We start from the raw sequence: 9,779 nt of genomic DNA, 5'->3' as shown, positions 1-9,779 counted from the left end.
TCGGCCTCGGTATAGACGCGGAACTCCGGTGCATTGCCCGACGCGCGCAGATGAACGATCCGCCCATTCGTCAGCGTCATCCGCAGCCCATCCGTGCGATCACAGGCCGCCACGGTGCCGAGCTGCGCCAGAAAATCCACGCAGTGCGCCATATTGCCACCGAGCTGCGCCAGGAAATCCGCACTTCTCCCGGGCGGGATTTCCGTCAGGCGGTCCGAGGCCGTAAACCGGGCGGGCAAATCGGCGACCATCTGCGCCAGACCCACCCCCGAAGCCCGCCCCGCAACCAGCGCAGCCAGCATCGGCACAAAAGCATCGCGCGCGCCAGAGGAATGCTAATAAACGCCCAGCCGTAAACCAGACAGCGACAGACCGGATGGTTACAGAACCAGCGCACCCTCCCCCCCATGGTGCCATGCCCCCCACGGGCGGGCATGGCGGACAGAATGTGGTATGACGAAATCCGTCATACCCCGGATTGGTCCGCCATCAATTCACGACGAATTCTGCATGCAATGCACCCGCGGCGTGGACGCTTTTCAAAATGTCGATCATATCCCGCGGGTTCACTCCCAAAGCATTCAGGCCCGCAACCACATCTGACAGCGAACTGTTATCGGCCACCTCCGCCATGTAAATGCCTGCATTTTCTTCGATTGTTGCAGTTGTCCGAGGAACAACGACCGTTTCACCTTGCGAAAATGGGTTGGGTTGCACAGCGATGGGCGCCTCTTCGACCCGAAGGGTAAGGTTACCCTGGCTCACGGCAACACGCGAAATCCGGACATCCTGGCCCATCACGATCGTGCCAGATCGCTGATCCACAACGACCCGTGCCCGCTGTTCGGGCTCGATGCTGAGATTTTCGATCCGCCCGATCATGTGCGCGGCTGACCGCATCCCTGCCGATATCACGTTCAACGAGATCGTCCCGGCGTCGTTCATCGTCGCGACGCGCTTGCCAAACTCGCGGTTGACGGCTTGCTCGATGCGCCCGGCGGTCGTAAAATCAGGCGTGCGCAGAGCCAAGCGTATGGTTTGCAGGCCATTGAAATCGAAGGATATTTCTCGTTCCACTCGGGCGCCCGAAGGGATACCTCCCGAAGTCGGAACACCTTGCACAACCGATGCGCCAACGCCTTCAACAGAAGCCCCCCCTGCAATAATCGCCCCTTGCGCGACAGCATAAATCTCTCCGTCTGCGGCGTTCAGAGGTGTCATTACCAATGTGCCCCCGAGCAGGCTCTTGGCATCGCCGATCGCCGAAACTGTCACGTCAAGCTGACTGCCAGCCCGTGCGAATGCCGGGAGCGAGGCCGTTACCAGGACGGCCGCCACATTCTTGGGCCGGAACTGCTCTCCGGTGACATTCACCCCGAGCCTTTCCAGAATATTGGACATAATCTCTTCGGTAAAAGGTGCGTTGCGAAGACCGTCGCCCGTCCCGTTCAAGCCGACAACCAACCCATAGCCGACAAGATCATTACCCCGCACCCCATCGAATTCGACCAGATCCTTAATGCGGATCGGCGCCGCACTTGCGGCCATGGCAAAGCATATCAAGGCGACCGTCAGAAGAATTTTCATCACAGATAGTCCGCAAGCGTCAGGGCCGAGAGCCGGGAGGTCAACGTATAAAGCGTCTCGATCTGGGTATTCACGGCCTCGAGCGCCGTCGCCGTGTCATAGGGATCAGCCGAAATCAACGCGCTGCGAACCAGACTGAGGCTTGCTGACTGATTTCTGTTCTCCACCTCCGCATCAGCGATCCGGCCTTCGGCGGCCCCTATTTTTGCCCGCAGAACCGTCAGATTGCTGTCCGCCGCAACAAGCCGTTCGCCAGCGGCTTCGGTCAGTTCAGAGCGCACATCGTTTCCAGCCGGGACCATTTCTGCGGACACAAGGGCCGCCAGGGCAAAGCCCATAAGCGCATCGCGGATCGTCGCATTTTCTGCGGTCACGTTCAGCTCTACAGCCTCACCTTCGGCAACCCTCATCGGCCCAGGCGGTACCGTGCTGCCCAGATAGGCCAGATCCCCAAAGCCACCCGATCCGGAAGGCGCGGAAAACCAGGCTTCTACGGCGGAAACCATGCCTGCCGCGGTCACTTCTGACGCGATCACAGTGCCAAGCGCCGCAAGAATTTCATCCGCTGAAGCCAGCGGCTTGGTATCGACAGCGTTCCCGGAAAAGATGTATCGCCCCGCGACATTCGTGTTCAGCGCAGATATCGCGGCTTCAAACCTCTGGACCGCATCACTCGTCGTGGTCGCCACAAGGGTAGGGCTGGAGTTCGTTGCAGCAGAAATCAGACTTGGGCCGATTTCTGTCGCAAGCGTCTGAATGACATCAAGGGCCGTCTGCATCGTGCCCGCGAAAAGCTGCGCCTCGGTCGTGACGCGACTATAGGCGTCAAGCGTGTTCAGCGAACGATCAATTGCGGCCAGCGCGGTGAAGTCCCCCCCGACCGCACGGCCGAGATCGCTTTTGACACCTGTCACGACCTCTTCGGTCAGCTGCGTCATGGTCGTCTTGAGCTGAACATTGTGGCGCCGCATCTGATAGGCTTGGGCCATGTCTCCGACGGAAACATAATTCATCTTACAACCCCAATATCTGCTGAATGAGTTCGTCAATCGCCTTGATGACCTTGGCGTTGGCGGCATAGGCCTGCTCTACGCGCAACAGCATCTCAAGCTCGAAATCCGTGTCGACACCATCTGCAAGGCTCATCTGGGTCAGGGTTTCCTGTCGGGCAGAGTGGTAACTTTCCGTCGATTCGGCAGACTGCCGCGTACTGGAAATCGACGACAGCATTTCGGCGGCAAACCCGGATGACGACCTTTGGCTGCCGCTGAAAGACCCCGATAGCGGTGCGCGATTTTCAGTCATCGCATCGTTCAGAGCGTTAAGAAGCGTCGAGTTGCCAACCGGACCGGCCGCGACGGCCCCGAGACCGTCGCGCAGATGCCACAGGTCCCCGCCGGCAGACGGGTCGACCAAGGCATTGAGAGAAATACGACCGGCAACGCCGACCTCATCAAGTGGATCAAACGCCGCACCGCCATCCGTAAACAAACCCGCATCGCCACTGTTGAGCGTCGGGTCGACGGCAGGATCTGCGAAACGCGCGATCAGATCGCGCGCGAAGGCATCCAGTTCGCTTTGCACCCGTGGCGCGAGTTCGTCACGCACGGCAAACAGTGCGCCAAGCGTCCCGCCCCCCAGAACCACGCTGTCCGCGCTGGAAACCGGTTTGCCATTCAGCGTCAGGCCGGACAGGGCGCCGGAAGCCTGTGTCATGTCCGCCGTGATCACACCCACCGGCGAAAACCCGATCTCGACCGGATTCCCCTCCAACAAGATCGCGCCGCCAGTGGTGTAGAGTGCAATCTGATCGCGATCACGATCAACCTGGCGGACCGGGACAATCTCCGAAATCTTGTCAACCAGCGACTGTCGCTGATCCATCAGGGCAGTTGCATCATGTCCGGCGCTTCGCTCGGCCAGGATTTCCGCGTTCAACTCATCCACCTGCTTGAGGGACGCATTCAGGACGTCGACCTGTTTTTCAATCGAGTCGTCGGCTTGCATTCGGATCTGCGCAATGTCATCCGACAGCATATTCAGATGATCTGCCACGCTCGCAGCCGCGGAAACGACAGCGGCCAGGCGTGCATCGCTTTCCGGCAGACTCGACGCTTCAATCAGAGCTGAATCGAAATCCGCCAACCGGGCCGACAGCGAGCCGGAGCTTTCCGGATCGCCCATCAGCGTCTCGATACGGTTATAGAAATCCGCCCGGATCGTGGAATTTCCGGCGGCCGCATCCGCAAGCCGCCGGTCTTGCAGGACGACCGCATTGACGATGCGTGAAACCCCGACGACCTTGACCCCCGCACCTTCGCCCCCAAGGGATTTGGCCACGAGAGACAACTCCCGGCGGGCGTAGCCCTCTGTCATTGCATTTGCGGTATTCGAGGCAACCACGTCGGCCATCCGGGCCGCGGCGGTCAGACCCGACAAGGCATTGGCAAGTGAACTGGAAATCGTCATCGGTCATCCTCCGCGCAGGCCCGGCAGGGGTCAGCGTTTGATGTTGGTCGTCTCTTGCAGCATTTCGTCCACGGTCTGGATGACCTTCGCATTCGAGGAATAGGCGCGCTGCGTCTGGATCAGATTGGTCAACTCTTGTGCGACATCGACCGCAGAACCCTCGCGGGCATAGCCTTCGACCGAGCCGGTTGGGCCGTCACCAGCATCCCACAGGAAGAACGAACCGGAGGTCGATGACACCTGGAAGGTCTGATTGTCGAGCGTCGTCAGCCCATTCGGGTTTGGCACATCAACCAGGGGGATCTGATAGACCGTGCGAATGAAGCCGGTGTCATAGGTCGCCTTGATATAGCCGTCCTCGTCAATCTCGACCCCGGTCAGATTACCGACCGGCGAGCCATCCTTGGTGATCGACGTTGGCGCGAAACTGTCGGACAGCTGGGTCAGCCCGTTGGTGTCGCCGATCTTGCCGATCGTCATCGTCATCGGACCGCCCGCGACCGTCAGGTCCAGGGTGCCGGTAGCCGCGTCATAGGCGCCGCCGGAAACCAGCGTGACCGAGGACAGCGTCCCCCCGGCGCCCCGGCTGTCGTCGAAGGTCAGGGTATATTCGCCGATGATACTTTCATCGGCGGCCGTCAGCGTATCGTCCAGCGTGGCAGAATCGCGGATCACCATGGTCCAGGTGTTGGACGAGCCCGTCGCGGGAACCGTCGGCGTGAAGGTGATGTCGAGTGTCTCGGAGGTGCCGAGATTGCCGAAATACTCGACCGACAGCGGCAATGCCTCGCCACTCGCGCTCGCATCCGTCGCGACGGCGGGCAGGTTCACGCCGAGGTTCATCACCGTCGTCGGGTCGCCAGCCGTCTGGTTGGCGTTGATGACCACCGGCTCCAGCCCGGCCATCGTGTCGCGCGGCAAGGTCGGAATGGTGCCATCCGCATTGGCGGGCCACCCCAGCAGAACCAAGCCGGAATCCGTGCGCAGCACACCTTCGCTGTCGGTGTGGAACGAGCCCGTCGTGGTCATCATCAAAGGCTGATCGCCACTGACATTGTCGAGTGCAACGCTGGGAATCACCGGCAGGAAACCACGCCCCGACACGGCGATATCCATCGCATTCGTCGTCGACACGAGAGACCCGCGTTCGTCGATCAGGCGGGCGGTAGAGGCCCGCACCCCCCCGGCGGAATACACGCCTGCATTGCTGGCGCTGCTGATCACCATGCTTTCGAAATCGGCGGTGGCCCTTTTGTAGCCATAGGTCCCCGAGTTCGCGATATTGTCGGAAATCGTCGCGAGGCGGGTGGCATTTGCCGCAAGACCGGCGACCCCCGCATTGAGCGAAGAGGAAATGGACATGAAAGCGCCTTTCTGCTGCTGCGTCCCTTGTTCAGAGGTCAGATTGCAGCACGGGCCCTTAAGATCCTCCTAACAGATAAAATGCGCAGGATTACTCGGCAATCCCGTCATAGCTGACTGCGCAACAAGATCATTTCCAGACGATTGTTGCGCACCGACATCGTTGCCTGCGCCGCCGGCTTGCGGTCGGCGAATCCGGTGACGCGCTGAATCCGCTCCCGCGGCAAACCCTCTTGCTCAAGCAGAACCCGCATCGCTTGCGCCCGCTGCATCGACAAGTCCCAAACCGGATTTTCGCGCAGCATTTCCGGGTAGGAGCGCGTATGCCCGTTCAGGGCTATCCCGTTCTGAACAAGGCCAAAAACCCGCACCAGCATGGCCGCAATTGCGCGCGTGACCGGCGCCGGTTCGATCCCGTCATCCAGAAACAAAGGCTCGTCATCAAGATCGAAAAACTCGACGATAAGGCCTTCGTCGGTCACCCGCGTCACGACATGGCGCGCCAGTTGCTGACTGACCATCGACTCACCGCCGGTTCCGGTCAGGGATTTCTCGATATCACGCGCCATCTTTTCGAACTGGGCCGTTTCCTTGTCCTTGGATGTATCGGTGCCGCTCTGCCCCTTGGCCTGCCGCTCCTCGGTCGGTTTGTGACCGGCGGCGCCGGTCCCGGTCTGCGCAATCTGATCTTCGGAGAAGACGGAATCCCCCCCGAAGGCCCCTTCGCCCCCCCCGGAGATCCGGTTGATCGGAATCGTCGGATTGAAATAATCCGCAATCCCCTTGCGTTGTTTCTCTGTCGTTGCGTTCAACAGCCACATCAGCAGGAAGAAGGCCATCATGGCGGTCACGAAATCGGCATAGGCCACTTTCCATGCCCCGCCATGGTGCCCGTCGCCACCGACAACCTTCTTGCGCTTGATGATGACTGGAGCCGCGTTGTCGCGCGCGCCCATTCCACCACCTCATCTTCACCCGAAACCAGATCTAGCACTGCGGCATTAATGTGCGCTTAAAGGGTAAAATACGCTGCATTTATCGCCGGCCTTTACAGAACCTCGGGGCAGCATTATGTTACCCGCATGCCAGTTCCGCCCGTGCCCCTTGACCAGTTGATTGCCTGCCCCTGCTGCGATGCCCTGCATCATGCAACGGTTCTGGGCGAGACCGAGCGCGCCGCCTGCGTGCGTTGCGGCACCTTGCTTGTGACGCCACGCACGCGGTCGTTTCTGCATGTGATCGCGCTGGCCTTCACGGCGATGATCCTGATGGTCGGGGCGGTCTTCTTTCCCTTCCTGACGATCTCGGCCAAGGGGCTGTCGCATGCCAGTTCGGTTTTCGAAGCCGCGATGGCCTTTTCCGAAGGGATTCTGGCCCCCCTGTCGCTGGCCGTCCTGCTGGTGATCGTCGCGATGCCGACACTGCGCTTTGCGGCGCTGATCTATACCCTCTGGCCCCTGGCGAACGGGCGCCCGGCCTGGCGCCATGCCGCGCGCGCCTTTCGTCTGGCCGAAGAGTTGCAGCCCTGGTCGATGGCCGAGATCTTCATCATCGGCACGGCCGTAGCCCTGGTGAAGGTCGCTGGCCTGGCCAGCGTATCGCTGGGGCCCGCCTTCTGGGCCTTCTGCGCCCTGATCATCGTGACCGCGCTGAAAAACGCCTTCATGAGCAAATGGACGATATGGCGCGCGATCGAACAATCCTGAGCGCCCCCGAGACCGTGTTGACCGCACGCGACGCGGGACTGACGGGCTGCACCCGCTGTGGCCGGGTCTGGCCCGAGGGCACCCTGACCTGCGGACGCTGCGGCGCAAGGCTGCACCCGGTCAGCACGGCGGGATTGCAGCGGGTCTGGGCCTGGTGGCTGGCCGGGCTGATCTTTTATATCCCCGCCAACCTTTATCCGATGCTGCGCACCGCCACGCTGGGTTCCAGCCAGCAAAACACCATTCTGGGCGGTGTGGTCGAACTGGTCGCGCATCACAACTATCTGGTGGCGGGCGTGGTGTTTCTGGCCTCTATCATCATCCCGATCGCCAAGTTCTTCGCCATCGCCTATCTGGCATTGTCTGTCGGGCATGAACGCCGCGCGGGCTCTCACCCGCATCTGCATCTGTATGAAGTGGTCGAATTCATCGGCCGCTGGTCGATGATCGACGTATTCGTTGTGGCAATTCTGTCGGCACTGGTGCAATTGGGGGCGGTTGCCTCGATCCATCCGGGCCCGGCGGCGGCGTCCTTCGCGCTCTCGGTTGCATTCACCATGCTCTCGGCCCAAAGTTTTGATCCCCGGCTGATCTGGCGGGGCCCCGCACAAGCGAAAGACCCATGACCGACGATCTGCACCCCGCCGAACTCAGGGCCTCTCCTGCGCCCAACCCGATCTGGACCCAGCTGTCGGTGATCTGGCTGGTCCCGCTGCTGGCACTGGCGCTTACGCTGGGTGTGGCCTGGAAAGCCTATTCGGACCGCGGCGTTCTGATCGAGATCGACTTCGCCGATGCAACCGGCATCCGCCCGGGCGAGACCCCGCTGAAATTTCGCGAAGTCGATGTCGGCACGGTCGAGACAGTGGGCTTCAGCCCAGACCTGACCTCGGTGCGGATCGGCGTGCGGGTGGACAAGCACGTCGCACCCTATATCGATTCCGAGGCGAACTTCTGGCTGGTGCGCCCGCAGGTTTCGGCGCAGGGGATCTCGCGGCTCGACACGGTGCTGTCGGGCACCTTCATCGAAGGGTATTGGGATGCCGAACAGAAGGGCGAAGCGCGAACCTTCCAGGGCCTCGACAAGCCGCCCGTCGCCCCCGATCCAAGCAAGGGCACTTGGGTCGAGCTGCGCGCCGAAGATGCGGGCGGCCTGGCCGAAGGCGCACCGATTCTGTTTCGCGGTGTCACTGTGGGCCGGATCCAGAACCTGCGGCTGAACGACAGCGACGCCGGCGTCACCGTCGATGCGTTTATCGAGGCGCCGCATGACCGCCGCCTGACCACCACGACCCGTTTCTGGGATACCTCGGGCATTTCGGTATCGCTGGATGCGACCGGGGTCACGCTGAACATGCGTTCGCTGGCCTCGCTGGTGCAGGGCGGGATCGAATTCGATACGCTTTCGACCGGCGGCACCTTTGTGCAGAACGGCTTTCCCTACCGGCTCTATCCCAGTGCCGATGCCGCCAAGGCGTCGATCTTCGGTAATGATCTGATCGACCCGCCGCGCTTCACCCTGCTGTTCGACGACGCGATCAAGGGGCTGGAGCGCGGGGCCAAGGTGCAGTTCCGCGGGGTCGAGGCGGGCGAGGTGACCGATCTGTCGATCAAGGTGCAGACCGATTCTCTGGGCACGCGCTACGCCCAACAACAGGTCATCATCGCGCTGTCGCCCGAACGGCTTGGCCTGGCGCGTGACACCGACAATGAGGTCGTCACCGAATTCCTGGCGGGCGAAGTCGAGAACGGGCTGCGTGCAAGGATTGCGGGGGTCGGCCTGCTGGGTTCGACATTGATCGTCGAACTGACGGATGTGCCCGATGTGCCTGCGCAGGTAATGAACCTGACCGCCGAGCCCTATCCGATCCTGCCCACGGCGCCTGCCGCGACCAATGACCTGGCCGCCTCGGCCGAGGGGATCTTCAAGCGGATCGACGCGCTGCCGATCGAGCAGCTGATGAATTCGGCGATCCGCACCCTGGACGGCATTTCGGCCGTCGCCGAAAGCGAGGACACGCGCGCCGTGCCCGGCGAGCTGAACGGCTTGCTGGCCGAGCTGCGCACGCTGGTGGACGGGCTCAATGCCGGAGGGGCCGCAGACAAGACCATCGCCGCAATCGACGGCGTGACCGAGGCCGCATCAAGTGTTCTGTATGAAATTGAAGGGCTGGGCGACACGCTGAAATCCACCGACGAGGCGGCACAGGCCGTGGCCGAAATGCCGCTGGGCGAGATCGGCGCCAAGATCGACGGAATTCTGGGCGATGTGCGCGGCATGCTGGGCTCGGAAGATGCCGAGCGGCTGCCCCGGGCGCTGTCGGATACGCTGGAGCAGACCGCCGCGCTGCTGGACGAATTGCGCGCAGGCGGAGCCGCCGAAAAGCTGAATGGCACACTGGTCGCGGCGCAGGATGCGGCCACGGCCATTGCCGGCGCCTCCGATCGGTTGCCCGCGCTGACGCGCAAGCTTGAAGAACTGGTCACCACCGCCGAAGGGCTGGTGGCCTCTTATGGCGACCGCTCGGCCTTCAATGCCGAAGTCCTGAATTCCATGCGCGAGTTGCGCCGGGCCACTGCGGCCTTCGGGTCGCTGGCACGCATGATCGAACGCAACCCGCGCGCCTTCATTCTGGGCCGCTGACCGGAGAGAGC

Annotated in this window: 8 protein-coding genes and 1 pseudogene; 3 read left to right on the top strand and 6 right to left on the bottom strand. The window is 61.9% G+C overall.

What is annotated here, in order from left to right; genetic code table 11:
- The 6 genes and pseudogenes from P2G62_RS16205 to P2G62_RS16180 all read right to left on the bottom strand — a co-directional run.
- Positions 1 to 302: pseudogene (locus tag P2G62_RS16205) on the bottom strand (phosphomannomutase); the annotation flags it as partial.
- A 187-nt stretch (positions 303 to 489) separates the two neighbouring features.
- Positions 490 to 1,587: a flagellar basal body P-ring protein FlgI gene (locus tag P2G62_RS16200; protein WP_275735926.1), complete on the bottom strand. Its 1,098-nt coding sequence runs from the start codon at positions 1,585 to 1,587 to the stop codon at positions 490 to 492.
- Entirely contained in the window at positions 1,587 to 2,576 is a 990-nt protein-coding gene (locus P2G62_RS16195; protein WP_275735925.1) for a flagellin, read from the bottom strand. The genes P2G62_RS16200 and P2G62_RS16195 overlap by 1 nt, the downstream gene beginning before the upstream one ends.
- 25 nt (positions 2,577 to 2,601) lie before the next feature.
- Entirely contained in the window at positions 2,602 to 4,056 is a 1,455-nt protein-coding gene (gene flgK, locus P2G62_RS16190; RefSeq protein WP_275735924.1) for a flagellar hook-associated protein FlgK, read from the bottom strand.
- Positions 4,057 to 4,086: 30 nt separating this feature from the next.
- Positions 4,087 to 5,418: a flagellar hook-basal body complex protein gene (locus P2G62_RS16185; RefSeq protein WP_275735923.1), complete on the bottom strand. Its 1,332-nt coding sequence runs from the start codon at positions 5,416 to 5,418 to the stop codon at positions 4,087 to 4,089.
- Between the two features lie 107 nt (positions 5,419 to 5,525).
- Positions 5,526 to 6,374 carry a flagellar motor protein MotB gene (locus P2G62_RS16180; RefSeq protein ID WP_275735922.1) on the bottom strand — a complete coding sequence of 283 codons (849 nt, stop codon included), beginning with the start codon at positions 6,372 to 6,374 and terminating at the stop codon, positions 5,526 to 5,528.
- A gap of 126 nt (positions 6,375 to 6,500) precedes the next feature.
- On the opposite strand from P2G62_RS16180, the gene P2G62_RS16175 reads away from it, so the two are divergent.
- The 3 genes from P2G62_RS16175 to P2G62_RS16165 are packed head-to-tail and all read left to right on the top strand — an operon-like array spanning position 6,501 to position 9,768.
- Complete coding sequence (locus P2G62_RS16175) at positions 6,501 to 7,124, top strand: paraquat-inducible protein A (RefSeq protein WP_275735921.1); 624 nt, start codon at positions 6,501 to 6,503, stop codon at positions 7,122 to 7,124.
- Positions 7,100 to 7,750 carry a paraquat-inducible protein A gene (locus P2G62_RS16170; RefSeq protein WP_275735920.1) on the top strand — a complete coding sequence of 217 codons (651 nt, stop codon included), beginning with the start codon at positions 7,100 to 7,102 and terminating at the stop codon, positions 7,748 to 7,750. The genes P2G62_RS16175 and P2G62_RS16170 overlap by 25 nt, the downstream gene beginning before the upstream one ends.
- Positions 7,747 to 9,768, top strand: coding sequence for an MlaD family protein (locus P2G62_RS16165; protein ID WP_275735919.1), 2,022 nt, complete (start codon positions 7,747 to 7,749; stop codon positions 9,766 to 9,768). The genes P2G62_RS16170 and P2G62_RS16165 overlap by 4 nt, the downstream gene beginning before the upstream one ends.
- Positions 9,769 to 9,779: the final 11 nt, after the last annotated feature.

Source organism: Paenirhodobacter sp. CAU 1674 (genome assembly GCF_029222945.1).
GTDB lineage: Bacteria > Pseudomonadota > Alphaproteobacteria > Rhodobacterales > Rhodobacteraceae > Rhodobacter.
Note: the sequence above shows the minus strand (reverse complement) of the source record. Positions and strands in the feature narration are given on the sequence as shown.